The following is a 25390-nucleotide window of genomic DNA, read 5'->3' as shown; positions in this document are numbered from 1 at the left end:
CAGGTCAATGAGTCGCGAATTTGAAATTCTACCCCTCGGCAGCACGATCGGCATTTTGGGCGGTGGACAGCTTGGGCGCATGTTGGCTATGGCAGCGGCGCGGCTAGGGCTGAAAACCCATATTTACTCGCCCAATGCGCTTTGTCCTGCGGCAGATGTCGCCAATTACATATCTGTCGGGGAGTATGAAGACACGAACGCAATTATCGATTTCGCCAAAGCCTGCGACGTGATCACCTATGAGTTTGAGAACGTGCCCGCTGTCACTGCCAAAACGGCTGCAAGCGAAGCGCCACTACGGCCCAATGCGCGGGCGTTGGATGTGGCACAAGATAGACTAACTGAGAAGTCTTTCCTGCGCGCGCAAGCTGGCGTGGAAGTTGCTGGCTTTGAGGACATTGATAATGAGTTCGCTCTCAAACGCGCTTTAAAACGCCTCGGCTATCCGGCTGTCTTAAAGACGCGGCGCTTTGGCTATGACGGTAAAGGTCAAATTATCATCCGCAAAGACAGCGAGGTGAAAGCCGCGTGGAATAGTTTGGGCAAGCAAGACTTGATCGTCGAAGCCTTTATTCCCTTCGTTCGCGAAGTCTCTGTGATTGCAGCGCGCGGGATGGACGGGACTTGTCGCGCTTATCCGCTGACGGAAAACACACACCAAAACCATATTCTGCATACCAGTATTGCCCCCGCGCCGCGTGATAACGGCAAAGCGCAAGAGATCGCGTTCAAGATTCTCAAGAAGTTAGATTATATCGGCGTCATGGGCGTCGAGTTTTTCGAGCTGCAAGACGGCAGCTTGATCGTCAACGAGATCGCGCCGCGTGTGCATAATTCGGGTCATTGGACTCAAGACGGGGGCTGCGTGGATCAGTTCGAGCAGCATATCCGCGCTGTGGCTGGCTGGCCGCTGGGCGACACGACACCTGCGCACACGGTGACGATGACGAACCTTATCGGGGATGACATTCTGGATTGGCCGAAAATTGCGATTGAGGCCAATGCGCGGCTGCACATATACGGGAAGAAAGATATTCGTCCAGGCCGCAAGATGGGTCACGTCAATCGCATGACTCGCAATTAATTAAACTCGCCTGATTACAGCGTATGGGACCGCCGACGGCGACGTCGCTTGAACCCGCCACCATAACGCAAAGCACCCAATAAAGCCACTGGTTCTGGCCAGTTTTCGGTCTTTGACTTGAACTCCCATTTCAACTTTTCAAACTGCATGACGTTAGCAATCCGGTCATCCAAAAAGGCGCGAGCTTTAGTCTTATTGGATGTTTCGTCAGACAACCACATCGGCAAAGTCGAGCCGATCACAAGGGAGAGAATGGTGCGTTTGGAATAGTAATTGCTGTCCGTTGAGGTGTCGCCTATCGCGCGCCAAATCATATCAGCGCTCGCCCAAACCTGCCGTGTGCCTTGGGCGAACCCATCCGGGAGGGCCAAGCGTGACGAGGCGCGACGGGCCGCCTCCAAATGGTCGTCCATCGCTTCCATTCGCGCCAAGACGCCAGCCGTGACTTTCTCGCGTATCTTCATGGAAGATAAATCCATTGCAGCGAGTTTCGCTGCTGCCTCTGCGTCGAGTTGCTCGGCCCAATAGGCGATGACACCGAGCGGGCCTTCGGGGAAATACAGCGCGGCAGCCCCGCGGGTCAGGCCAGCTTTGCGCTCTGCCTTCCGCAACATCATATCCGTCCATCCTTCAAATGGGGCCAGTGTGAGGGCCGCCGCGAGAATGTCTTGTCGCATGGTATCAGTTGATGTGTTCATAGACACTATATAGGTGCGCCGTTGCGGCCTGTCACCCTAGTCCGATCGCCGCAGCTATAATTGCAAATCAGGTTCACCTATCCGCGTCGTAAAATCGTGCGGCGGAACCAAGCTTTCACAGCGCCCGCGCCTGAACCTGACAACACGCCGTACCGAAACACACGTCCTGCCATGAGGATTACGCCCAAGCACAGGAGGGCCAACACGCTTGCCGAGAGAACTAACTCCCACAAAGGCGGATCGCTGGGCAGGCGCACGATGGAGGCGAAAGGCGCAGAGAACGGGATCATGCTGGCAATGCGGATAATCGGACTGTCAGGATTTTCAAACCCGATTGGAACAACCAAAACGCATAGGGTCAACACCAAGACAATCGGCGTTGTCAGCGTTTGCGCGTCCTGCATTGATTGCGACATGGCCCCAAGGGCGATAAAAAACGCACCGTAGAAAATGTATCCCAACACCAAAAACACGACAAAGAAGATGATAATTTTCGGCGTAAATGACTGCATGAGCCCTGCTGCAATATCGGGCGGGCCGACAAAAATGAAACCAATCACGACAGCGATGCCAATAATAATATAAGGGGCCATCGCCGTAATGGTCAGCGCCGCTACGCCTAAGAGCTTGCCTAATATGATCTCTGAAAACCGCGTTGACGCTAACATCATTTCGAGGAGTTTATTTAATTTCTCCTCCAACATAGATGTGAGCAACATATAGGCTCCAGAAAACACCGTAAGCCATAAAACGCTGGCTAATATCAAGGCGACAAAATACGGGATTTGGTCTTCTCTGCTAACCGCTTGGCCGCCCTCTTCTGTCGAAGATTTTGTTGGGTCAAAAATTTCAATCTCTGCACTCCCCCGCCTTGCGGCACGCAGGCCTTCTGGGGTCAATTCTCCACTGGCGAGATAGCGCAGTTCAGCCTGATCGCGGAAATAGTCTTCGGCCAAGCGTTTGACTTTGGGGTTGTTAAAGCTCGGCGACCAATACTGAATTTGCGGCGCTTCGCCCTCCGCCGTCTGGATAATCAACGCACCATTGAGCGGCACAGATTGTCCGTCAACCGTGACAGTTTTCTCCCCCGTCAGATAGGGCGTGAGGCCGTCCAAAGTGTCCGACGGCGGATCGACAAAAATAAGGGCGGACTTGGCCTCATCCAATGATTTCATGAATTGCTCGGACATACCGGGATATTTGGTATCTAGATAAGCGGTGGCTGCATCAATGCCGCCTGTCTCGTAACTTTGTTTGAATTCCTCTGACGCCTCTTCGGACAGGAGCGGTAGGCTAGCCATCGTTCGGATCGCTATTGCCTCATTATCCGCGTCCAGTTTGGCACGAATAGCGGGGCCGTAAATTCCGCTATTATCTAATATCGTCTCGTATTTCGGCGGTGAAAAATCGACATTTAATTGCGACGCGGCGCCTGCCAGTACGCCAAAAATAAAGGGTAGAAAAAAGGAAATCCAGAACCCCCATGTCTTGATATACCCCAAATAATCCCGTCTCGCGATCAGCAGCGTTCGGCGCATATTTATTTTCGGTAGCCAGCTCATGCGTCAACTCCTGATCTTGGGAGTGGCGTTTCTTGAGAATTCTCTAGGGCTGCATCTGGCGTTTCCATCGCCTCCGCAACGTCTTTGCCCACCAAAGCCACAAAGGCCTCATGCAGGGTCGGGGTTTTTGGCTCGTAACGCGTTAGTTTAATTGTCTGCGCCACGCACCGCTCCAGCAAACTATGACTATCGACACCGTCTTTGAGCGTCAGCATAAGAGCGCCGTCCTTACGGATCGTAAGATCTTCGGAAAACGGCGTCACTAAATCCGTGAGGGCTGCGGACTCGGAGGCAATAATTAAACGGCGCGGCGCTTTCGCCAAAGCGTCTTCCGTTGGGCCGTCAAACACTTTGCGTCCTCCCGCCATGAGTATGATCCGGTCACAGAGACGCTCCGCATGCTCCATCACGTGGGTCGAGAAAATAATCGTATTCCCGCCCTGAGAGATTTCCCGCACGATCCCCTCCAAGACTTGTTGGTTCACAGGATCTAGGCCAGAGAACGGCTCGTCTAAGATATAAAATTCGGGGCTGTGCGCGATGGCAGATAGAAGCTGCACTTTCTGCGCCATGCCTTTTGACATGTCTTTATTCTTCTTGCGTTTTGCATCGCCAAGACCGTAGCGGTCCAGCAAATTATCAGCGAGCGCAAAGGCCTCACGTTTGTGTATGCCGTTGAGCCGCGCCATATGTGCAATGCTCTCCCGCGCCGTTTGTTTTTTATAGAGGCCGCGCTCTTCGGGTAAAAAGCCAATCCGTCCAAAGCTCGCCTCGCCAGGGATTTGTCCGAACAAATCGATCTCGCCAATATCGGGGCGTATGAGCCCGAGCGCCATCCGCAGCGTTGTTGTTTTGCCCGCACCATTAGGACCAAGAAACCCAACAATCTCGCCGCGCTGAATATCAAAACTCACATCACGCACAGCGGGCTTGCCACCAAAGGACTTACTGACATTTCGGATAGAGAGCGGTGCTTGTTGAGACATATTATAGCTATGACCCAGAGGGTCTTAATTTTCAATTCGCAAATGTGCATGGCACGATAAATCAATGTCACGTCGTCGTGCGAATGTTGTCGAGCAACATATGGATGGCTCAAATCGTATGATTTTCTACAATTTAATCTTTTTCCAGCTCACCTGTGACCGCACCGCCACAGTTTATTAAACCTCGTTTAGTCTTGCTCCATATAGTGAACCACCCTCATCTGACCTGCGTAATCAGCGAGGGAAAAGGGGTTGTTTTAACGAATTGAGGAAAAATTCATGAAATATATCACATCACTTCTCGCAGCATCCGCCATGATGGTTGCGGCACCCGCCATTGCGCAAGACACCTATGTCTCGCTGTCAGGCGGGATCAAAACGCAGTCCGATTCTGACAATAATGGTGCATTTTCATCAGACTTCACAACAGGCCAAGGTAGCGATGCGATCCCGCTCGGCACACCTTTACCCGCTGGCACAGATGTGGGCTGGACGACTGATTTCAAATCTGGCTATCACCTCAATGCCGCCATTGGTAAAGACATGGGAGCATTACGGTTTGAAGGCGAATTGTCGTTGGAGAAAGCCAAAGTCGACACGCATACAGGCGTTAGCGCAGCGGGCCTCGACCTAACATCCCAAGACGCAGCCGTATTGATCACGGGTCAAGCGACAGGGCTGGGCGTGACCGTGGGCAACCTCGTCGCTGATGGTCAGGGCGATATTAAATCTACCTCTGTTTTTGCGAACGTCTTTTACGATATCGAAACGGATAGCGCGATCACGCCCTATGTCGGCGGCGGCATTGGCTATGGGTGGAACAAGGTCGATTACAGTCCATCTGCGACGCCCATCATCGACGACAAAGATAACGGCTTTGTCTGGCAAGCCATGGCTGGCGCGGCTTTTGCCGTCTCTGATCGCAGCGCGATTACGGCGGGCGTGCGCTACCGCGATAGCAGCGATCTGGAAGTCGACGCCTCGCTCTTCCCCGCCACATTCGAAGTCGAAAATACGCGGACATTATTTGAAGTCGGCTACCGCTTAGGCTTCTAATTTAATTAATTACCGATGATGAAAGTCGCTCCGATGGGGCGGCTTTTTTTGTGCGCAGGAACTTTGGCCTCACCTGATCGTTGGGTGAGTCGGAGGATAAATATATGAAAGCGAAGTCCAAAGCCCAACAAAAAGCCGCTGGCGCAGCTCTCTCGGCGAAGCGAGGCAATACGGATAAATCCGACTTAGAAGGCGCGTCCAAGGATATGTATGCCTCGATGAGTGAGGCGGAACTCGAAGAATTGGCATCTACGCCACATGACGACTTACCCGATGAAGTGTAAATGTGAATCTAAGGCGGAGGGGTCTCCTCTGACAACGCCGCCAGAGTTATCTCTCGCCCACCAAGGGTCCAGAGGTTCATGTGCTGGCCGCCCTCAATAATATGAGCCGTCTTGGGGCCGCGATAGCCATCATATAGTTTTTGACCCTGAGACACAGGGATCACGCCGTCATTCGTGCCGTGAAGCCAGATCATTGGCATTTCGAGATCAGCAAGCGCTTTGTCAGATTCGAACGTGTCCTTCATCAGCAACCCAACGGGGAGGAACGGCATTTGACGCCGACCCATATCGAGCGTTGAATTAAACGGCGCGTCCATGATGAGCAGGCTTGGCGGGTGTTGTCTGGCGAGTTGCGCAGCAACACCTGTGCCGAGCGAGGTGCCGTAATAGACAATCTCCGCATTCGCATCGTTACGATCTTGCACCGCCTCATATTGCAGGCTCGCGGCCAAAACTATGCTTTGCTGACTAATAGCTGACCGCTCTGGCGATGGCCCAGGATAACCGGGATAGCCCACACCCCACACACCGTGGCCTGCATCAATTAAGTCGCGGTAAATGTGGTAATTAGAAAAGACGGCTGACCCGTTCCCATGAAAGACCATGACGATCTTGCCCGTGGGGGAGGTCGGCGGTGCCCACCACGCGGTGGCCCAACTCATGGACCCGGCGCTAATCGGTATTTCTTCCATCTCTGGCACACCGACAGCCTCTGGCGGGAGATAGGTGTTCGGTGGAAAATAGAGAAAGCTTCTTTGTTGGGTAAAAACGAAAATGGCCACAACTGCGTAAATCGCAGCTACGGCCATAAGAATTTTAATAAGTTTCGACACGCGCTACAGCGCCTTGATCACGTCCTCGACCAGTTTCTTGGCGTCCGCGAGGAGCATCATGGTGCGGTCTTCGTAGAAGAGATCATTGTCGATGCCCGCATAACCCGGCGAGAGCGAGCGTTTGACGAAGAGGACTGTTGCCGCTTTGTCCACGTCTAAGATCGGCATGCCGAAGATCGGGCTTTGTGGATCAGTTTTGGCGGCAGGGTTGGTCACGTCATTCGCGCCGATCACAAAGGCCACATCGGCGTTTGAGAATTCGGAGTTAATGTCTTCGAGTTCGAACACTTCGTCATAGGGCACATTGGCTTCGGCCAGCAACACGTTCATGTGGCCTGGCATCCGACCCGCGACAGGGTGGATTGCGTAGACGACTTCGACGCCTTCTTCTTTGAGCTTGTCCGCCATTTCACGTACGGCGTGTTGCGCCTGTGCCACGGCGAGACCGTAGCCTGGCACGATGATGACTTTGGACGCGTTTTTCATAATGAAGGCCGCGTCTTCGGCTGATCCGCGCTTGACGGGGCGTTGCTCTTTGGCGTCACCCGAGGCCGCTGCACCGTCTGCGCCGAACCCACCGAGGATGACGGAGATAAAGCTGCGATTCATGGCTTTACACATGATATAGGACAAGATCGCACCCGATGAGCCGACGAGAGCGCCGACGATGATCAGCGCCAAATTACCCAGCGTGAAGCCGAGAGCGGCCGCTGCCCAGCCTGAGTAAGAGTTTAACATCGACACGACGACGGGCATATCTGCGCCGCCGATTGGGATGATCAGGAGGAAGCCGAGAATGAATGTCAGGGCCAGCAACGCGTACATCAGGCGCGGGTCTGCGCCGCCAGACTTCATCAACATGCCAACGAGGACGGCCACAGCAATGCCGAGCGCCAGATTGATGATATGACGTCCCGGCAACATGATCGGCGAGCCGCTCATATTACCGTTGAGTTTCAAGAAGGCGATGACGGAACCAGAGAAAGTAATTGCGCCAATCGCCGCCCCCAGAGCCAATTCTAGCAGCGAGCCAGCTTTAATACCGTCCGCCGTCAAAATACCAAAACTCTCAGGGCTGAAAAATGCGGCCACAGCCACCAAGACGGCCGCCAAACCGACGAGCGAGTGAAAGGCTGCCACGAGTTGCGGCATATCTGTCATCGGGATTTTCTTCGCGATGAAAGCGCCTAGGATACCGCCAACGGCCAAACCGCCCGCGATAAATAACAGCCCTGTGCCGTTAAGGCCTGCGACCAAGATCGTCGTAACCACGGCAATCGCGATGCCGATCATGCCGAACGTATTCCCGCGACGTGACGTCTCTGGCGAGCTTAGGCCACGAAGGGCCAGGATAAAGAGAACAGCGGAGACCGTATAGAGGATCGCCGCGAGGTTAGCTGATAATTGCGGCATTTATTTCGCCTCTGCTTTCGGGGCTGGTTTTTCTTTTTTCTTATACATGGCAAGCATACGCTGCGTGACGAGGAAGCCGCCAAAAATATTCACGGCACAGAGGGCGACAGCAATCGCGCCTGTCCATGTGGAAATCGCGGAGCCGCCTTTGGTCCCTGCCGCCACGGCGACAATCGCACCGACGATAATCACAGATGAAATCGCGTTGGTCACAGCCATCAATGGCGTGTGCAAAGCAGGGGTCACCGACCAGACAACGTAATAACCCACGAAAATCGCCATGACGAAAATTGCCAGTTGGAAGACGATGGGCGAGACAGCCGCACCACCCGCCATTATTAACATGAAACCCATTGATCTACCCCTTTAGCCGTTCATGGACGACTGCACCGTCTTTTGTCAGGGCGCAGCCTTGGATAATTTCGTCGTCCCAGTCAGGGGCGTAGGCGCCGTCTTCGGCTGTCACCAGCGGGAGGAAATTCTTGAGATTGCGCGCGAACATGTTGGAGCTATCGCCTGCCATGCGGGACGGCCAGTTCAGATGTCCGACAATATGGACGCCGTTTTTCGTCGTGACGATCTCGCCCGCTTTGGCGCCTTCGACATTGCCGCCACGTTCGACAGCCAGATCAACCAGCACGGAACCTGGTTTCATCGTATCTAGCATCGCTTTCGTGATCAGGATCGGCGCCTTGCGGCCTGGGATCAACGCCGTTGTGACGACGATGTCCTGCTTAGCGACGTGCGAGGCAGTCAACTCAGCTTGTAGCTTTTGATACTCAGGCGACATTTGCTTGGCATAACCGCCCGCCGTTTCTGCCGCTTTAAATTCGTCGTTTTCAACCGCAATGAATTTTGCGCCGAGGGAGGCAACTTGTTCTTTGGTTGCGGGGCGCACATCTGTGGCCGTCGTCACAGCGCCGAGACGCCGTGCCGTTGCGATCGCTTGGAGGCCTGCCACGCCGACACCCATAATAAAGACCTTGGCCGGCGCGATTGTCCCTGCCGCTGTCATCATCATCGGGAAAGCGCGACCGTAAATGCCGCCCGCTTCGACGACGGCGCGGTAGCCAGATAGGTTGGACTGGCTGGACAGCACGTCCATAGCTTGCGCGCGAGAGATGCGCGGGATGTAATCAAGGGCGAAGGCTGTAACACCCGCTTTGGCGCAGGCCGCCGCATATTTCGGATTATCTGTCGGCGACATAACGCCAGTAATGCCCGCACCTTTTTTCATGCCCGCGACGAGTTTTGCATCCGCGCCTGTGATCGACATGACAAGGTCAGCTGTCTTTGCCGCTGCTGCATTGGTCGCCGCAATCGTTGCGCCTGCGTCTTTATACATGGCGTCGGAAAAGTCAGCCGCCGCACCTGCGCTTTTGACGACAACCACGTCGTGGCCAGAGGCGACATAGCCCTTTACCGTATCAGGCGTCGCCGCAACACGGGCCTCATGCCCCGCAGCATCCTTCAAAACTGAAATTTTCAAAACGACCCCTACCCTCAACTGTTTGATCGGAAGCTTATACCAATCTTTTATACCAATTCAATATACCAATATTGAATAGTTTTAGAAAATATCCCGCGTGTTACATCAGAGCCGAGATTATGGCGCACAGAATACCGACCAATATGCCGGACGCAATAATGGCCGCATACCATCCGCCCTTCAGCTTTAACGCCAAGCCCATAACAACACCTAGCAAGAGGGTAGCGATCAATGCGGGCAACCAGCCCATGCCGACACCAAACACTAGAACCGGCATAAAGACGATCAGCGCGATTGCTGCACCGCCATATACCGTAATGCCCATAAACCCTTTGAATGTGCCTTCTTGCGCATCCGTTTCCATTTCACCGCGATGATAATCTGATTGTCCAGCAGCCATGATTGTCCCTTGTATTAAGCTGTAAATTTCCAAGTCGTGCTACCATGCTGTCCTAAATCGGACAACGATTAATGACGACTAAAATTGGTCAGACATATAATTGTATTGGTCATATAGCTAATTTGCGCGGCTTGTGAAGTCATAAGACGAAAATTTATCGATTTGTTCACCATAAGGCTTATCCCGAATTTTACCCCCTTGTCCCATATTGTGACGAAATGAACGACCGACCCGAAACGAGGTTGGCGGAATAGGTGGATAATATGGCTAAAACGGTTCTCATCGTGGATGACGATCCGACTCAACGACGCTTGCTGCAAGCGGTGGTCGAAAAGAGTGGGTTTTCAACATTGCAAGCGGGTGACGGCGATGCTGCGCTCAACATTGCGCTCGGCCCTGACGGGGCGGGGGTGCATGTGATGCTGCTTGACCTTGTTATGCCAGGCCGTGACGGCATGGACACGCTGGCCGAACTGACCAAGAACCGCCCTGATCTGCCCGTGATTGTTTTGACGGGTAAAGGCTCGATCGAGGCCGTGGTCAAAGCCATGAAAAGTGGCGCACGTGATTTTGTGGTCAAGCCCGCCTCGCCCGAACGCATCATCGTGTCCATTCGCAACGCGCTAGAAGTCAACACGCTGGTCGGCGAAGTGAAGCGGCTGAAGAAAACCAACACGAACAGTCTGTCTTTTGACGATCTTATCGGCAATGCGGGCGCGATGCGCTCTGTTGTGGCGATGGGGGAACGCGGGGCGAAAGCGAACATTCCAATCTTGATCACGGGCGAATCGGGTGTGGGTAAAGAAGTCATTGCACGCGCTATTCAAGGCGCCTCTGACCGTGTTGGCGCGCCCTTTATAACGGTGAATTGCGGCGCGATTGCTGAAAACCTCGTCGAGAGTATTTTGTTCGGTCACGAAAAAGGCAGCTTTACAGGCGCGAACGCCAAGCATTTGGGTAAATTTCAAGAGGCCCATACAGGGACGTTGTTCCTCGATGAGGTCGGCGAATTGCCGCTGGAAATGCAAGTCAAATTGCTGCGTGTGTTGCAAGAAGGCGAAGTCGATCCGATTGGCTCCAAACGCCCGACTCCCGTGGACGTCCGTATTATCAGCGCGACCAATCGCGATCTGGCTGAAGCCGTCAAGGCGGGCACGTTCCGCGAAGATCTGTATTATCGTCTGAATGTTTTTCCTATCGCGGTTCCGCCATTGCGCGACCGCAAGGAAGACATCCCTGCCCTGCTGGACCATTTCATGAAACGGTTTAATGCGCAGGAACGCCTCTCTGTCAGCGGCGCAACGGCTGAGACGATCGAGCTTTTGCGAAATTATGAGTGGAAGGGCAATGTGCGGCAGCTGGAAAACACGATTTTCCGCGCCATGATTTTGTCCGATGGTGACGTGCTAAAACCGCAAGACTTTCCGCAGATTTCAGGGCTCTCGCCAAATATCTCACCATCAGAGAACGGTTCGCTCTCTGCCCTTGTGCCGAGCGAAACAGAGGTTGACGAGTCTGTGTCTGTGCTGGACCGCGATGGTCATTTGCGCACGCTCGAAGATATTGAACGTGACCTGATCCAATTCGCGATTGAGAATTATTCAGGACACATGTCCGAAGTGGCCCGCCGTCTCGGTATTGGCCGCTCCACACTCTACCGCAAAGTCCGCGAACACGCGCTCGACGTCGATGACGTCCGCTCGGCTTAAATAACTTCATTCTGGGGATGATTATGAAAACGAAACTACTTCTCGCTGGCGTTGCCGCCGCTTCACTCGCTATTGCAATTCCTGTCACGGCGAACCAACATAACGGCCTGCGCGGCATGTTCCAAGCGCAACCACACACACATTCGGGTCACTATGTGGCCCCGCAAAGCTGGCAAGCCCAACGCCTGCAACAACGCGGCGCGGTGTATCACGCAGCTACGCCCTACGCCCAAGTTCAGACCTATGCGCAGCCTGGTTATGTTCAGCCTGGCTATGTCCAACCTGGGTACGTGGTAACGCAGCAGGGTCAAGCCCCCGTTCATCATACCAACGGACTGCAACTGCGCGGGTATTCAAACCCGCACGCGATTAAATATTCACAGGCCGACGCCGCACGTTTCAACCGCGACTACAATGTCGGCGGCGTAACTGTGCGCACAAATGTCGCCCATTCGCGCGACATACTGGATTGGCAGGAAAACACAACGAACAAGACCATGGTCTTGCTCGGCAATCGCGCCAATGGCACGTTGAAAGATAATTCCGTTTATCTCGGCGGTGGTTTCCAAGGCGGCTTGAAGTATCAAAAGACTGAGGTCGACGGGCAATTCCCGCTACTCTCGCGCTTCCCTGATTTCTCTGACCGCACAGATGACGAAGCAGGTGTCTTCGCGATTGATCACGCCGCCCTCGCCTTCACCTCGACCTTTGGCGAGTGGACAACATTCTATCTGCAAACGGAATATTCCGAAACGGAATTTGCGCGCGATCAGGACGAGTTCCAACTGCGCAAAGCGTTTGTAGTTTTTGGTAATTTGGAGCGCTCACCATTCTACGCCGCCTTTGGTCGCAAGACGATCGATTTCGGTAACTTCGACAGCTATAACGCCATTACGCCAAATGAGGGCCAGCATTTCTTCTATGCTGTGTCTGATCAGCCCGTGCTGGAAGTCGGCTATTACAAAAATGGCTTGAAGCTCACCGGCTCAGCCTTTTCTGCTGGGCGGCAGTTACGCGTGGCGTTGGCGGGTGAAGATAACAATCTCGGCAATTACGCGTTTAATGCGGAAAAAGAATTTCTGCTGGGCCATAACAGCTTTGGCCATAACGGATCATTCACAGTCGGCGGCGGCTATCTGCACGATACGATCTACCGCGATAACTGGACAGCGCATACGTTCCAAGGTCGCGTCAACGGCACGCCGCCCGCGAACTTTATTGAATATCGTAACAGCGCGGTGAACGGCTTCGTTGAATATAATTCTGACTTCTTTGATGCGATGGTGGAATATACAACGACGCTAGAACCGTGGGCTGCCGCGATCCCGCAAACGCCAGACGGCGTGCCTTTGCCGCAATACCTCGTTGATCCGCTGGGCTCGACAACCGCTCGCGACAATATCAACTTCGATGAGAACCTGAGTGTCTTGGTCGCGCAAGCGCGTATCAAGCCCATCGTCAATGGTCGCCAAATGGCGATCGCAGCGAGCGGATCTTGGGGCAAGCTTAGCGATGACTTCGGCAATCCAGCGTTCGGGACGACATTTGAGAAGAACCAGCAACACGCTGTCTCGGTCGAATATCCGCTCAATGACTATCTCGATTTCGGCGCGGAATATGTCTACAATAAAGGCTTCATCCCCTTCGTCGCGCCGCAGCTTGTGTCAAACGACGAAACCGAAGCCCACGCGATTAATGTCGGATTCAAAGCGCGCTTCTAGCGTAAAAACAATGCTTTAGGCGGGTGATCTTGCGATTATCCGCCTAACCAATACCTCTCTCAAATTTAAGGTTAACGCCTTATTGACGCCCCGAATGCGCCGCATTTGGAGGGCTTCTTATGGGGGTCGGCCAGATAGATGGTCGATCATATCGCGGATCATATTATCCGCTCACACCGTAAGGAGAGAAGATATGACACGTTTAAATAAATTGACTTTGGGCTCTGCGATTATTTTGGGTCTGAGTGTTTCCACCACGGCTTTAGCAGGCGATTTTGCCACTTTGGACGCGAATAAAGACGGCCAAGTCACGTTCGCTGAATATAGCGCTTATGCCAAGATAACAGGCGTGACGACGACGCAAGCGGCACAGGATTTCACCCGCATGACGCAAGGTGATGCGGTCCTGACCGAGGATGAATGGTTCCTTGCCAGCGCGATGGTAGACCAGCCTTATGAGCTGCGCGCTTTAGGAACATCAGTCGACTACAGCGCACCTGTTGAGACATTCGAGACCGCGCCCGTTGAGTATGTCGAACCAGCTCCGCTTGCGACAACTGATGCGCCAATGGCCGTCGAAGTCGACATGTATGATCCACCCGTAGTGGATGAGGCAGAAGAGGTAACGCCTGAGGCAGCGCCAGCTGAGCCTGTTGAAGTTGAACCATCGGACACTTTGGAGTCAGACGCTTTAGAGACTGGTTCACTCTCAACCGCGAAACCACTCGAAGATGTGGCGGGTGAAGTCACGACATCAGAAGATGGGTATGCCTTGCCAGACGATGCCGTTGAAACGGATATCGAGACCGATATTGAGACCGATATTGATCCAGTCGTCGAACCTGAAACTGACACAGAAGACGGCCTTGAGACAGATTCAGGTGGCATGAATTAGCGCCCCTTTCAGTCACTTGACTATCCTAAGGTTCAGACCCGTTCCGCCTCACGGCGGGGCGGGTTTTTTAGATTAGTCGCTATTGACGATACGCAAAAAGGGCCGTTTTGGGGGCGCGGGAATAGCCTTACTGTTGGGCTTGGACTCCCCGGCTCATAAGGCGGAATATAGGGCTCAACAGGTTTGCGCTTGATCATCGGGGTGACATTAGAGGGAGGCGCGACAGGGGTAGTTGTCGCAGGTTCAGGCAGTTTGGCATTGGGCAGTTGGGTATTGGGCCGTTTTTCAGGCGCTTTCTCGCTCACCCTTGTTCTGGGCGGCTCATCCTCAAAATCTTCTTCCAACTGCCTGACACGCGGCGTGAATTTTGGCTTACCTTTGGATTTGAACGACGAGCGCGGGGTGTAATCATTATTCGTCTTGTAACGATCCGCCGTCCGCTCAAATTCTTCGGGTGCGCCGTCATCAGCCGTCACGGGTTTGCTCTTTAGCTCTTTGACTTTTTTATTCATTGCCGCGACCACGCGCTTTTGCGCAAAGCTGAGGGCATCGCCTGGGCGACCTTTTTCGAGGTCGTGAAAGGCAGAACCAAATTCGTCGAGGCGCTCTAAAACACTCTCACCAAATTCGTTCTCAAATTCTGTGATCGCATCTTTTTCAGACAGCGTCCTATGCAGGCGTTCCAATTTACGGCGAGCATTTCGCGCCGACCGCTCCCGCGCTTTGCGTTCTTTATCGCGTTGCTTCTCCAGCGCTGCATCCCGCGCCGCCTGCTCCGCTTGCCATTGTTGCTTATCATAATCGCTCACGCGTGAGCCTGTATCACAACTAGAACAAATTGTGAACAGTAATTTTGCAAGTCTGTAATTCTAATGGATTTGTGCGGCAGCTAGATGCGACCACCTAAGGACGGCATAAAGTGTTCAAGGTCACAGCAATACACTCACGCAACGCCGCTGCCGCGCAAAACCATCGATTTAGTCTTGGATGGCACCCATATAGAGTTCGAACAGCGCCTCTTCCTCGGCGATTTCATTCGGGTCTTTCTTGCGAGTCGCCACAATCTTGCGCATGACTTTTGTGTCAAAGCCGAATGTTTTGATCTCGGCATAGACTTCCCGAATATCCGTCGCGAGTTCTGCCTTCTCGGCCTCGAGCCGTTCAATGCGCGCCACAAATTGCTTTAGTTTTTCACGGGTGGCTTGCCCCATTGAATCAGCACGGTCTGCATCAGAAATCATCATTGGCTCCATTTGGATAAAGTTTCGTCCCTCCCTGTAAGCTCCATATCGCCGCGCGTCAGGCAGCCATGCGACTTTTTTGTGGATAGGCGTCATTTTTTCACAGCATTTGTTCAGCGCCTGCGTATATAGGGCCTGTAAGAGGAATTTATTATGCTGACTTTTTTATATGTATTAACGGGCATCGCTTTTGCCTTTGTGCTGCTCACCTTGATTGCAGGCGCGATCAAATTGGGTGGGAACAAAGAAGGTGATCGCGATAAATCTAACATTTGGATGCGCCGCCGTGTCATGGGGCAAGTGGTAGCGGTGGGCTTGCTCATGCTGACTTTATTTGTGAAAACCAAGGGCGGTTAAGCCGTGGTCAAGCTCAACAAGATTTATACGCGCACAGGTGATGACGGCTCAACGGGGCTTGTCGATGGGTCGCGCTTGTCCAAAGACGACGTGCGCGTGCGCGCTTATGGTGATGTAGACGAGACCAATTCCGTCATCGGCCTTGTGCGCTTGCACCTGACGCATCAGGGGCTCGACGCGATGTTGTCGCGTATTCAAAATGATCTTTTCGACTTAGGTGCAGACCTCGCAACACCCCTGCCAAAAGAAGGCGAGGCCGATAGTGAATATGCGCTGCGTATGATCGAGTCGCAAACGACGCGGTTGGAAGAAGAATTAGATACGTTAAACGCAGACCTCGCGCCATTGACAAGCTTTGTGCTACCGGGTGGGCATCCCCCTGCGGCCTATCTGCACCTAGCGCGAACGGTTTGCCGCCGCGCGGAACGATGCTGTGTGGCGCTGTCGCAGGAAGAAGCCGTGAACCCGCACGCCCTCACATATCTCAACCGCCTGTCAGATTTCCTCTTTGTCGCCGGACGTTGGTGCAATGATCAGGGCGAAGCAGATGTGAAGTGGGTGCCAGGCGCGAACCGCTAGGTCTCTATTTGCCTGACTTCAGATGCAAGCGCGTGCGCACTGCAATATCTTGCGGCGTCGAACGTCCATAGAAGTAATCGACGAATTTTCCGTCCTGATCCATCAGATACATTATGTCAGAATGATTGATCGTGTAGTCGGCGGCACTGCCTGGCATATCCGCTTTCATCGCTGTGACTTTATAAGCCTGCTTAGCTACTTCGATCTGCTCTACCGTGCCCGTAAACCCGCGTAGGCCCTTTGGGAAAACATCTGCCGTGATATACTGACCGAGGCTCTCTGGCGTATCTCGCTCTGGGTCGACCGTGATCAGGACATAGCCGATTTCATCACCCTGCTTGCCAAGCAATTCCTGAGCCGCGCCCATTTTCTGTAGCGCCGTTGGGCAAATATCAGGGCAATAGGCGAAACCGAAATAGACCAGATGCGGCTTACCCAGCAAGTCCGCTTCCGTCACCACATCGCCCGTCGTTTCCACCAAAGTGAACGGCCCGCCAATATCCGCTGTCCCGACCGAGACTGTTTTGCCAGATCGACCCGGCGCATCATTCCCGCAAGCGGATAAACCTATCAGCGCACTACATCCTAAAACAGTCAATAAAAGAGGCTTCAACATATGAGGATCACTTTCCCAAAGGTAATAAATTTCAGTCGCTATCGGCGCGTCCACACGTATAGTCTGTGACAGACAAATAAGGAAGACCATGTGAACGCGCTCAATGACGCAGCCCTTCGAATTGATGTCCGCACATCGCGGCGGAGTGCCCCTGTCAATACGATGGGCAGCCTGCGGCGTTACACGCTGGTCCTGCTCCGCTGGGGCGCGATTGGGGGGCAAGCTCTCGCACTGATCATCGTCAGCCAAGTCCTTGGCTATCCCTATCCAACACTCGCCTGTTCGCTAGTGATTGCGGCCAGTGTTCTGGTCAATGTCATCACAACCGCCGCCTTCCCGCTGGATCGTCGTGTCGGGGATGTTGAGGCTGCACTGCAGCTTGGCTTTGATATTATACAACTTGCTGTTCTGCTCTGGCTCACGGGCGGGATGACCAATCCTTTCGCGATCTTGTTCCTTGCGCCAGTCGTGACCTCTGCGACAACACTCTCGCGGTCAGTTTTGTTTAGCCTTGGCACGCTGTCATTAGTGCTATCATTCGGATTGCTGTTTTACTCGCGCCCCCTGCCGTGGTTGCCAGAAGGTAGCTTTGCGTTGCCATTCACCTTTCGCCTCGGTGTCTGGATCGCGATCCTTGTGGGGTCTGTGTTTACTTCGCTCTATGCCTGGCGCGCGACTAAGGAAAGTCGGCGCATGTCGGCCGCCTTGGCGGCGACAGAAGCCATGCTGGCCGAAGAACGCAAACTCTCGGCGCTTGGCGGTTTGGCCGCGGCGGCGGCGCACGAACTCGGCACACCGCTCGCAACGATACAAGTGACAGCCAAGGAAATGACACGGGAACTTGCCGCCGACACGCCGCTGGGCGAAGACGCCGCGCTTGTGCTGTCCCAAGCGCTGCGGTGTCGCGATATTCTCGAACAACTCTCCATGCGCGGCGATCAAGAGGACGCGATCCATAATGCGCTCTCCCCCGAAGACCTGCTGGAAGAAGCGGCGGAGCCTTTCATTGACCGCGACAAAGATATTTTTGTCCGCATCCACGGCGCTCTGCCCGAACCTGAATTAAAGCGGCAGCCAGAACTGCTTTATGCGCTAAAAAACTACATTGAAAACGCCGTCGACTTTGCGCGGGCGCGGGTTGAATTGCACGCCGATTGGACGGCGGATAATATCATTTTCCATATCGATGATGACGGTCCCGGCATTGACGCCAATCTCTTGGAAAGACTGGGGCAGCCTTATGTCACAACACGCTCTCGTGCCAAAAATGCAGGCGGGCTAGGGCTGGGTGTGTTTATCTCTGCGACCCTGATCGAGCGGACGGGCGGCGAGGTCAGCTATAGCAAATCCCCGATTGGCGGGGCGAGGATTACCGCCATTTGGCCTCGCGCGCTGCTAGCCACGCCTAGTGACCCCAGTTAGCGCCGAATTCAAAACATCCGCGAAAATGACGATGAGCTATGCAAAAAACCATATGGAAAACAAAGCCATCCACCCCATCTATGCGTATGAAGACTGAAGATTGGAAGGAATTATGACCGAATATACTTTACCGAGCGATGCCAGCCTGATGATTTTAGACGATGACGGGCCTTTGCGGACCCGTCTAGGCCGTGCGCTAGAGCAGCGCGGTTTCACCGTGAAAACGGCAGAAACCGTCAACGAAGCCAAGCAAATCGTGCGCGATACGCCGCCCGCTTTCGCTGTGTTGGATATGCGCCTTGAAGACGGGAACGGCCTTGACGTCATTGACCAACTCCATGCCACGCGCCCCGATAGTCGCATGGTTATGTTAACAGGGTACGGTAATCTCGCGACGGCGGTGGCAGCCGTCAAACGCGGCGCGGTCGACTATCTCGCAAAACCTGCCGATGCGGACGATGTCTGCAAAGCGCTCCTCGCGCAAAAGGGCGAAGCGCCAGAGCCGCCCGAAAATCCGATGAGTGCTGACCGTGTGCGTTGGGAACATATCCAGCGCGTCTATGAATTGTGCGGTAAAAACGTGTCAGAGACAGCGCGGCGCCTAAATATGCACCGCCGGACTTTGCAGCGGATTTTAGCCAAGCGCGCCCCGCGCTAGGCTAGATATTTTAATCTAGGTATTTTACGCCCTTCACTAAAGCTTAGGCCATTTCCATTTCGGTGCGCATGAACAGGCCAAACAGCCGCGCGCCGAAACTGCTATCTGCATCAGAGACCATATCGCTGGCCTCCTCAAAACTCACAACGGCCATGCGCTCGCTTAGCTCTGACAATAGGCCTTTGGGCACATATTCATAAGCCATCTTCCAATCTGAAAAACAGCGATCTGCCACCCGGCCTCATGCAGCAGCTCAATAGCTGTGTGGCGAGGATCGCTGTGAATCGTTTTGTAAAGCGCATGGATATTGTCCTCTGCGCCTTCCAAAATTTGCAGAAAACGATGACCATCATAGCACAACAGACCCGTAATCTCCTTGGCGGGATTATTTCGATGGGACGTCGTTAAAATATCTCCGACTTGATCTTCTGACAAAGGTGTCGGGGTCACACTTGTATATATGAGTTCAATCAAATCGGCCAAACCGCCATGCTCCTATCTGCATTTGTTCATAAATATTACGCACAGACATAGTGCATTAGTTTTGACATTGTGACAATTTTTTACAATGCTTGTTAAAAAATTAGGGGAGATTGAGTTATGCGGTATTTTCTAGGATCAGCCTGTCTGCTAGCTCTCTTGGCGGGCTGCACTGGCGCAGACACCCCAACACAAGATATAGCGGCACCAGACACGACAATTCCTGCGGCAGAGACCCCGTCCGCGCGCAATGCCGAGAAATCTGTTTATTTCGGTGATCTGCATATCCACACAAAGAACAGCTTTGACGCTTACATCTTTAATGTTCGGACAACCCCTGATGACGTTTACCGGTTTGCCAAAGGCGAGTCTGTGCGCCATCCCTCTGGGTATGATATAAAGCTGGGAGGCGAGCCGTTGGATTTCGTCGCGGCGACTGATCACGGCGCCTATATGGGCGTCCTGCCGCAGATGAATAATCCTGATAGCCCGCTGTCGAAATTAGAAATCTCTAAGACCATGTTCGGCACAGATCCTGAGTTGATTGTGGCAGCCTTTAATAAAGTCGGCGGCTCTGTTCGCAGCGGCGAGCCATTTGCAGAAATTTACGATCGCGACCTGATTGACCAGACATGGCAAGACGCGGTGGCCGCTGCTGATCGTCACTATGAACCCGGCAAGCTGACGACATTTGCGGGCTATGAATATACCGCCGTTTCCATGCGCGGCGGTAACGGATTTGAAGGTGGGAATTTGCACCGCAATGTCATATTTAAAGACGCCGCGCCAAAGCGCTTATTCGCTACACTCGACAGCACAAATCCCGAAAACCTCTGGGATTGGATGGACGAGGAACGCAAAGCGGGTCGGGACGTAATGGCGATCCCGCATAACTCCAACGTGTCTGACGGCGAGATGTTCGCGATGACCCAAATGGACGGCAGCGCGATTGATGCGGCCTATACGCAACAACGCCTCCGCAACGAGCCGATTGTTGAAATGACTCAGGTCAAAGGCACGTCGGAAACCCACCCTGCCCTATCGCCCAATGACGAATTTGCAGACTTCGAGATATACGAATATCTGCTCGCCTCGCAGACCAAGTCCAAAATTAATGGCAGCTATATCCGCGAAGCCCTAGCGCGCGGCATGGCCCTCGAAAAGGCCACCGGCACAAACCCGTATCAATTCGGCCTCATCGGCAGTTCTGACACCCATGTGGCTGGCGGAGCCTTTGACGAAAGCGATTACTGGTCCAAGGTTGGTATTATTGACGGCACACCCGAAATGCGCGGCTCAGTTCCGCCGGGCGGTGCAAAAACCTGGGACGGTGTGAAGGCTAGCGATAACGCTGAATACTGGTTCTCCCGCTGGGGCGCATCGGGCTACGCGGCTGTCTGGGCCGAAGAAAATACGCGGGAGGCAATCTACGCGGCCATGGCGCGGAAGGAAACTTACGCCACATCGGGCACGCGCATTAAGCTACGGTTTTTCGGCGGTAATCTCTCCAGCGACTTGGTCGGCGCAACGGATTTAGCCACGCAAGCGGGCGCGAACGGCGTACCGATGGGGGGTAATTTAGCGGGTGATACAGCGCCAAGTTTTATCGCCCAAGCTATGCGCGATCCGCGCGGTGCCCCGCTAGACCGTATCCAAATCGTCAAAGTCTGGAACAATGAATATGGCATGCAGGAACGCATTTACGACATGGCTTGTTCCGACGGACGGACGGCTAATCCTACGACTCATCGTTGCGCAGATAATGGGGCTTCGGTCGATTTATCTAATTGTTCGCCCAGCACGGGGGCAGGTGCGCCGGAGCTTGTGGGCCATTGGACAGACCCTGATTTTGACGGCTCTTATCAAGCGTCTTATTACGTGCGAGTTCTGGAAAATCCGACTTGCCGTTGGAGCAGTTGGGACGCTATGAGAGCGGGCGTGGAGCGTCATCCTGACCGCCCCGCCACGATTAAAGAACGCGCTTGGTCGTCTCCCATTTGGGTCAGTGCCGCGCAATAAATTGCGAGCACAAACAAGCCCATGACGAAATTCTGGCAAGAGCCTTTAGTGCATTTCATCCTCTTAGGAGCGGCTTTGTTTTTGGGTCATAGCCTATGGGCCAGCCATATTGCTAAGACGGATTATACGATCACCGTCGACCCTGCCGAGATTGAACGCCAAGCTGCAATCTTTGCTTCTGAAAATCGACGCGACCTGACCGATGAGGATTTGGAAGGTCTGCTATTCGCCTACGTCGAGGAACAAGCCCTTATGCGCGAGGCGCAGCGTTTGGGGCTCGACGATGACGACACGATTATTCGCCGTCGCTTAGCGCAGAAAATGCGGTTTATGATTTCGGATGTCGGCGCACCGCCTCTGCCCAAAGAGGCGACATTGCGCGAGTGGTTTGAATTAAATAAATCCGATTTCATCACGCCTGAAACGCGCAGCTTCCGTCATATTTATATCTCGCCCAACCGCTCACAAGACGCCGATCTTAACGAAGTCATCGTTATGACGATTAATCAATTAGATGAAATGGATTGGCGAGAGATTGGCGATCCATTTATGTTGCCCCGCGAGTATTCTAATACAACCGAAGTCAAGATCACTCGCGACTTCGGACGTGATTTTGCAGCGCAGGTCTTCGCCTTACCGTCCGGGACTTGGAGCGATCCAGTTGAGTCCGCGCTGGGGGTTCACCTTGTTTATATAGACACCATCACGCCTGCCGTGCAGCCCGCCTTTGACGACATTCGCATAAAGGTCGAAGAGGCTTGGCTGGATCAGGCCACGCGGCAGAATAATCAAGACCGCCTCGAAAAACTCATCACGAAATACAAAGTTGTTGTCGAAGAATGAAACTCTTTGCTTTCATTTTCTCGGCGCTGATCTATCTCATAGCCTTGCCAGCCTCCGCACACGAAGTTCGCCCCGCATTCCTCAACGTCACGGAAACCGCGCCCTCGACCTTTGACGTGATCTGGAAACAGCCCGTGATTGACGGAAAACGGCTGAGGATTACGCCTGAGTTTCCGCATGATTGCACAGATGGCGCGCGCAGCACGTCCCGCGCGCGGGCAACGATTATTGAGCGGTGGGAGATTATCTGCGATCTAAATTCGGGCGACATTCGCTTAAACGGGCTGGAGCGCACGTTGACCGATGCCTTTATTGAAATACGCTACGCGACAGGCGATAGCCGTTCAGCCCTGCTCAAACCCGCTGATCCTGTCATGCGGCTTGATCGAGCGCCAAGCAGCCCCGCGCGAGAATATCTGCGCATTGGTGTGGATCATATTATCTATGGTTGGGATCATTTGTTGTTCGTGTTGGGCCTCGTGCTGCTGGTTAATCGGCGGCAAGTGTGGGGTGTGGCGACGGCCTTTACCCTCGCCCATTCGATCACGCTGGCGCTGGCGGCATTCGGGCTTTTATCCGTCCCAACGCGTCCCGTCGAAATCTTGATCGCCATGAGCATAGTTCTGCTGGCTGTCGAGATTATCGCCAAGCTACGCGGCACGCCAATGTTGGGCGCTAGGCGACCCTATTTAATTAGCTTCCTGATTGGCCTCATCCATGGCTGCGGATTTGCCAGCGCGCTATCAGAAATCGGCCTGCCCAAAGGTACAGAATTATTCGCGCTACTGCTCTTTAATATCGGCGTGGAACTCGGCCAATTCGCGATTATTGCACTGGGCGTGGCCATCTTCTGGGCGCTCGGAAAATGGGCAGCCAAAGCCAAACGCCCCGTAGAAATACTCACGACCTACACCATCGCCACCATCGCGATGTATTGGGTCATCGAGCGCTTGGCGGGATATGTGGTATGAACCGATTTCAAAGGTTCCAATAGCGTCGCTAACTCCCACATAAATAGTAAATGTTTGGGAACTGATCACAGCGACCAGAGTTACTTCCAAGTAATCAAAATTAACTCTGGAAGCTATCATGCTAAAATTTCTACTCGTATCAGTCGTACTTCTGCCCTGCTTCATCGCGCCCTTCGCGTTTAGCAGCGACCTCATGAAATCTAACGCCTCTACGACTTTCCGCGAGACCTATATTGATCAGCCATTGGAAAAGGCGCGTAATTGCGAAGACACTAATATCGATGTCTATTTTTACGACACGATGATCACGATGCACTCTGTAGAATATGTGAATGAAGCAGTCAGCGCTTTAGAAGAATGTGCAACGCCCACTTATACAATCGCGCCCATCCTAGCGAAGTCGCACACTCAATCCGATGTCGAGCAGTTAGAGGCTCAAATTTCTGAAATGGTGGCCGTTTTGGAAGCACACAAAATTGATGCAGAGGTCGATGACATTCGTGTCGACAAAACCCGAAATAATCTAACAATAAATGGCCGGACGATTGTTTTGGAAATATCAGACACAGGTGATCTGACAAATTAAGCTAAGTAGCCCTCAGCAGTTTTGAACCTCGATACACAATATCGAATTTTAGAAAAATACCTTGGTAGTGAGAGTGAGACTTGAACTCACGACCTCAGGATTATGAGTCCTGCGCTCTAACCAGCTGAGCTACCCCACCATCCAAGGTGTGCGGCGTATAGCCAACCGAGCCCGCTTTGCCAAGCGCCAAAATACAGAGAAATGTCACAGTAAGAATATACGTGCAGGGTCTTCGAGGCGCGCCCGCAGCTCTGCCATCATCGCGGCGGCGTCATAGCCATCAATGACGCGGTGGTCGCAACTGATCGAGAAGTTCATCACTTTACGCTCCACGATTTCGCCGTCTTCCAACGCTAGGGTTTTGCGGATTTTATTGGGGCCGAAGATCGCGACTTCGGGGCGGTTGATGACGGGTGTGGTGACAATCCCGCCCAACGGGCCGAGCGAAGTCAGTGTCGTCGTGGCGCCTTTCAAATCCTCTGTCGATAGCGTATTCGTATGAGCCGCTTCTGCCAATCGCGCAATCTCATTCGCCATCTGCCACATGGATAATGTTTGCGCGCGTTTGAGGACGGGCACAATCAAGCCCTGGTCTGTTTGTGTCGCAATGCCGAGATTGATGTCCTCAAACCGCGACACATAACCCGCCTCGTCTTGATAAAGCGCATTAAATTGCGGCCAGTCTTTGAGCGTTTCCGCCAAGGCGCGAATGATGAGCGGCAGGACAGTAAGCTTGGGCTTATTGTCCGCAGACTTCTCATTCGTGCGCGCACGGAAAGCCTCCAGCGCGGTGACGTCTATTTCTTCGACATAGGTGAAGTGCGGAATGTGGCGCTTGGCCTCTTGCATACGCTGCGCAATCACGCGGCGCAGGCCAATGACCTTGATCCGTGTTTCGCCCTCTGCGAGATGAGACTCTGCCTTCGCAGCAGCAGGTTTTTCGGGAGGGGCAGCGGGGGCTGATTGTGTCGAGGTAAGCTTAGCATCCTCGCGCTCGCTAAGCAAAAACGCATCCAAATCGGAATGTTCAATCCGCGCCCCAGCGTGCGGCACATCTGCCAAATCTATATTCATGGCATCGGCGCGTTTGCGCACAGCGGGGGAAGCCTGAACTTTGTCAGACGTGCGGCGGGGTGCAGTCGGAACTGGCGGCGGGGTCGCCGTAGATTTGTTTTCTAAAGGGGCCGGTTTTGGTGTGGGCGCTTCAGCCGCTTCAGTTTCTTCTGCATCGTCATCTTCTCCGTCGCCCTCGATTTCCAGCACGACCAGATCAGCACCCACGGCGAGCATGTCGCCCTCTTCGCAGGCGATTGTCTTGATCACGCCATCTACAGGCGAGGTTAATTCGATCGTGGCCTTATCCGTCATGGCATCGGCGAGCGGTTGGTCTTCCTCGACAGTGTCGCCGAGCTTTACGTGCCAAGACGTGATTTCGGCCTCAACCACGCCTTCCCCAATGTCGGGCAGCTTAAAACGATAGATACCCAT

At 53.5% G+C, this 25390-nt stretch carries 28 protein-coding genes and 1 tRNA gene; 14 read left to right on the top strand and 15 right to left on the bottom strand.

Annotated elements, in window-relative coordinates; genetic code table 11:
* Nucleotides 1–7 precede the first annotated feature (7 nt).
* The gene (locus tag AB8615_RS01220) at nt 8–1084 is read left to right on the top strand and encodes a 5-(carboxyamino)imidazole ribonucleotide synthase (protein ID WP_409433130.1); all 1077 of its coding nucleotides are present in this window, start codon (nt 8–10) and stop codon (nt 1082–1084) included.
* A gap of 14 nt (nt 1085–1098) precedes the next feature.
* On the opposite strand, the gene AB8615_RS01215 is transcribed toward AB8615_RS01220, so the two are convergent.
* The 3 genes from AB8615_RS01215 to AB8615_RS01205 form a co-directional block, all read right to left on the bottom strand.
* Nucleotides 1099–1782: a COQ9 family protein gene (locus AB8615_RS01215; protein WP_418152532.1), complete on the bottom strand. Its 684-nt coding sequence runs from the start codon at nt 1780–1782 to the stop codon at nt 1099–1101.
* 77 nt (nt 1783–1859) lie between these two features.
* On the bottom strand, nt 1860–3344 hold the full coding sequence (locus tag AB8615_RS01210; RefSeq protein ID WP_409433128.1) for an ABC transporter permease: 1485 nt from the start codon (nt 3342–3344) through the stop codon (nt 1860–1862).
* Nucleotides 3341–4330 (bottom strand): ABC transporter ATP-binding protein, encoded by a 990-nt coding sequence (locus AB8615_RS01205; protein WP_409433127.1) that lies wholly within the window; start codon nt 4328–4330, stop codon nt 3341–3343. The genes AB8615_RS01210 and AB8615_RS01205 overlap by 4 nt, the downstream gene beginning before the upstream one ends.
* A gap of 279 nt (nt 4331–4609) precedes the next feature.
* Here AB8615_RS01205 and AB8615_RS01200 point away from each other — a divergent pair, with 279 nt between their 5' ends.
* Together AB8615_RS01200 and AB8615_RS01195 are read left to right on the top strand one after the other, a co-directional pair.
* Nucleotides 4610–5386 (top strand): outer membrane protein, encoded by a 777-nt coding sequence (locus tag AB8615_RS01200; protein ID WP_409433126.1) that lies wholly within the window; start codon nt 4610–4612, stop codon nt 5384–5386.
* A gap of 104 nt (nt 5387–5490) precedes the next feature.
* The gene (locus AB8615_RS01195; RefSeq protein WP_409433125.1) at nt 5491–5670 is read left to right on the top strand and encodes a DUF3008 family protein; all 180 of its coding nucleotides are present in this window, start codon (nt 5491–5493) and stop codon (nt 5668–5670) included.
* A gap of 8 nt (nt 5671–5678) precedes the next feature.
* On the opposite strand, the gene AB8615_RS01190 is transcribed toward AB8615_RS01195, so the two are convergent.
* The 5 genes from AB8615_RS01190 to AB8615_RS01170 all read right to left on the bottom strand — a co-directional run bounded on the left by AB8615_RS01190 (nt 5679) and on the right by AB8615_RS01170 (nt 9805).
* A complete protein-coding gene (locus AB8615_RS01190; RefSeq protein WP_409433124.1) occupies nt 5679–6503 on the bottom strand; it encodes an alpha/beta hydrolase in 825 nt (274 codons plus the stop codon).
* A gap of 3 nt (nt 6504–6506) precedes the next feature.
* Nucleotides 6507–7916 carry an NAD(P)(+) transhydrogenase (Re/Si-specific) subunit beta gene (locus AB8615_RS01185; protein ID WP_409433123.1) on the bottom strand — a complete coding sequence of 470 codons (1410 nt, stop codon included), beginning with the start codon at nt 7914–7916 and terminating at the stop codon, nt 6507–6509.
* Nucleotides 7917–8270 (bottom strand): proton-translocating transhydrogenase family protein, encoded by a 354-nt coding sequence (locus tag AB8615_RS01180; RefSeq protein WP_409433122.1) that lies wholly within the window; start codon nt 8268–8270, stop codon nt 7917–7919.
* 4 nt (nt 8271–8274) lie between these two features.
* The gene (locus AB8615_RS01175) at nt 8275–9405 is read right to left on the bottom strand and encodes a Re/Si-specific NAD(P)(+) transhydrogenase subunit alpha (protein WP_409433121.1); all 1131 of its coding nucleotides are present in this window, start codon (nt 9403–9405) and stop codon (nt 8275–8277) included.
* A 100-nt stretch (nt 9406–9505) separates the two neighbouring features.
* Entirely contained in the window at nt 9506–9805 is a 300-nt protein-coding gene (locus AB8615_RS01170; protein WP_409433120.1) for an aa3-type cytochrome c oxidase subunit IV, read from the bottom strand.
* Nucleotides 9806–10068: 263 nt separating this feature from the next.
* Between AB8615_RS01170 and AB8615_RS01165 the strand changes: the two genes are divergently transcribed.
* The 3 genes from AB8615_RS01165 (at nt 10069) to AB8615_RS01155 (ending at nt 14130) form a co-directional block, all read left to right on the top strand.
* Nucleotides 10069–11514, top strand: coding sequence for a sigma-54-dependent transcriptional regulator (locus tag AB8615_RS01165; protein ID WP_409433119.1), 1446 nt, complete (start codon nt 10069–10071; stop codon nt 11512–11514).
* Nucleotides 11515–11537: 23 nt separating this feature from the next.
* A complete protein-coding gene (locus tag AB8615_RS01160; RefSeq protein WP_409433118.1) occupies nt 11538–13235 on the top strand; it encodes a hypothetical protein in 1698 nt (565 codons plus the stop codon).
* 193 nt (nt 13236–13428) lie between these two features.
* A complete protein-coding gene (locus AB8615_RS01155; RefSeq protein ID WP_409433117.1) occupies nt 13429–14130 on the top strand; it encodes a hypothetical protein in 702 nt (233 codons plus the stop codon).
* A 32-nt stretch (nt 14131–14162) separates the two neighbouring features.
* Here the strand turns inward: AB8615_RS01155 and AB8615_RS01150 are convergent, their stop codons facing one another.
* Together AB8615_RS01150 and AB8615_RS01145 are read right to left on the bottom strand one after the other, a co-directional pair.
* Nucleotides 14163–14939 (bottom strand): hypothetical protein, encoded by a 777-nt coding sequence (locus AB8615_RS01150; RefSeq protein ID WP_418152531.1) that lies wholly within the window; start codon nt 14937–14939, stop codon nt 14163–14165.
* Nucleotides 14940–15107: 168 nt separating this feature from the next.
* Nucleotides 15108–15374, bottom strand: coding sequence for a DUF2312 domain-containing protein (locus AB8615_RS01145; protein WP_409433115.1), 267 nt, complete (start codon nt 15372–15374; stop codon nt 15108–15110).
* 150 nt (nt 15375–15524) lie between these two features.
* On the opposite strand from AB8615_RS01145, the gene AB8615_RS01140 reads away from it, so the two are divergent.
* Both AB8615_RS01140 and AB8615_RS01135 read left to right on the top strand, forming a co-directional pair.
* Nucleotides 15525–15728 (top strand): HIG1 domain-containing protein, encoded by a 204-nt coding sequence (locus AB8615_RS01140; protein ID WP_409433114.1) that lies wholly within the window; start codon nt 15525–15527, stop codon nt 15726–15728.
* Between the two features lie 3 nt (nt 15729–15731).
* A complete protein-coding gene (locus AB8615_RS01135) occupies nt 15732–16307 on the top strand; it encodes a cob(I)yrinic acid a,c-diamide adenosyltransferase (protein ID WP_409433113.1) in 576 nt (191 codons plus the stop codon).
* 4 nt (nt 16308–16311) lie between these two features.
* On the opposite strand, the gene AB8615_RS01130 is transcribed toward AB8615_RS01135, so the two are convergent.
* Nucleotides 16312–16923 carry an SCO family protein gene (locus AB8615_RS01130; protein WP_409433112.1) on the bottom strand — a complete coding sequence of 204 codons (612 nt, stop codon included), beginning with the start codon at nt 16921–16923 and terminating at the stop codon, nt 16312–16314.
* Nucleotides 16924–17013: 90 nt separating this feature from the next.
* On the opposite strand from AB8615_RS01130, the gene AB8615_RS01125 reads away from it, so the two are divergent.
* Together AB8615_RS01125 and AB8615_RS01120 are read left to right on the top strand one after the other, a co-directional pair.
* The gene (locus tag AB8615_RS01125; protein ID WP_409433111.1) at nt 17014–18345 is read left to right on the top strand and encodes an ActS/PrrB/RegB family redox-sensitive histidine kinase; all 1332 of its coding nucleotides are present in this window, start codon (nt 17014–17016) and stop codon (nt 18343–18345) included.
* Between the two features lie 112 nt (nt 18346–18457).
* Nucleotides 18458–19003, top strand: coding sequence for an ActR/PrrA/RegA family redox response regulator transcription factor (locus AB8615_RS01120; RefSeq protein ID WP_409433110.1), 546 nt, complete (start codon nt 18458–18460; stop codon nt 19001–19003).
* 43 nt (nt 19004–19046) lie between these two features.
* On the opposite strand, the gene AB8615_RS01115 is transcribed toward AB8615_RS01120, so the two are convergent.
* Both AB8615_RS01115 and AB8615_RS01110 read right to left on the bottom strand, forming a co-directional pair.
* A complete protein-coding gene (locus AB8615_RS01115) occupies nt 19047–19238 on the bottom strand; it encodes a hypothetical protein (RefSeq protein WP_418153144.1) in 192 nt (63 codons plus the stop codon).
* Entirely contained in the window at nt 19166–19453 is a 288-nt protein-coding gene (locus tag AB8615_RS01110; RefSeq protein ID WP_418153117.1) for a BLUF domain-containing protein, read from the bottom strand. The genes AB8615_RS01115 and AB8615_RS01110 overlap by 73 nt, the downstream gene beginning before the upstream one ends.
* Nucleotides 19454–19603: 150 nt before the next feature.
* Here AB8615_RS01110 and AB8615_RS01105 point away from each other — a divergent pair, with 150 nt between their 5' ends.
* The 4 genes from AB8615_RS01105 (at nt 19604) to AB8615_RS01090 (ending at nt 23902) form a co-directional block, all read left to right on the top strand.
* Nucleotides 19604–21502 (top strand): DUF3604 domain-containing protein, encoded by a 1899-nt coding sequence (locus AB8615_RS01105; protein WP_409433109.1) that lies wholly within the window; start codon nt 19604–19606, stop codon nt 21500–21502.
* 21 nt (nt 21503–21523) lie between these two features.
* Entirely contained in the window at nt 21524–22345 is an 822-nt protein-coding gene (locus tag AB8615_RS01100; protein ID WP_409433108.1) for a peptidyl-prolyl cis-trans isomerase, read from the top strand.
* Nucleotides 22342–23316 (top strand): HupE/UreJ family protein, encoded by a 975-nt coding sequence (locus AB8615_RS01095; RefSeq protein ID WP_409433107.1) that lies wholly within the window; start codon nt 22342–22344, stop codon nt 23314–23316. Before AB8615_RS01100 ends, AB8615_RS01095 begins: the two co-directional genes overlap by 4 nt.
* A gap of 118 nt (nt 23317–23434) precedes the next feature.
* On the top strand, nt 23435–23902 hold the full coding sequence (locus AB8615_RS01090) for a hypothetical protein (RefSeq protein WP_409433106.1): 468 nt from the start codon (nt 23435–23437) through the stop codon (nt 23900–23902).
* Between the two features lie 62 nt (nt 23903–23964).
* On the opposite strand, the gene AB8615_RS01085 is transcribed toward AB8615_RS01090, so the two are convergent.
* Together AB8615_RS01085 and AB8615_RS01080 are read right to left on the bottom strand one after the other, a co-directional pair.
* Nucleotides 23965–24041, bottom strand: a tRNA-Met gene (locus AB8615_RS01085).
* A gap of 65 nt (nt 24042–24106) precedes the next feature.
* On the bottom strand, nt 24107–25390 hold the full coding sequence (locus tag AB8615_RS01080; RefSeq protein ID WP_418152530.1) for a dihydrolipoamide acetyltransferase family protein: 1284 nt from the start codon (nt 25388–25390) through the stop codon (nt 24107–24109).

Origin of the sequence: Litorimonas sp. RW-G-Af-16, assembly GCF_048319245.1 — a bacterium.
Lineage (GTDB): Bacteria > Pseudomonadota > Alphaproteobacteria > Caulobacterales > Maricaulaceae > Litorimonas.
Note: the sequence above shows the minus strand (reverse complement) of the source record. Positions and strands in the feature narration are given on the sequence as shown.